Annotated in this window: 1 protein-coding gene; it reads right to left on the reverse strand. The window is 74.6% G+C overall.

Going from position 1 to position 252, the window contains the following annotated elements:
* Positions 1-252 (reverse strand): HAD family hydrolase (locus ACPYOJ_RS36060; RefSeq protein ID WP_481420487.1); only part of this gene is annotated, 252 nt, incomplete at both ends.

Here is a 252-nt window from a genome sequence, read left to right on the forward strand (position 1 = left end):
GTCCTCGACGACGAGGCATTGCGCGGGCACCGCGCCGAGCGCGCGCGCGGCCGCGAGATACACGTCGGGGGCGGGCTTCGGCCGCGCGACGGCGTCCGCGCAGAACAGCCGGTCGCCGAAGAAGCGGGCGAGGCCGGTGCGCGCGAGCGCCGTCTCGACATACGCGCGGTAACTGTTGCTCGCGCACGCCGTCGTCAGGCTGATCGCCGCGAGTGCCGCCTCGATGCCGTCGACCATCGGCGCGTTGACGGC

Source organism: Rhizobium sp. SVR5-9E (genome assembly GCF_056755095.1).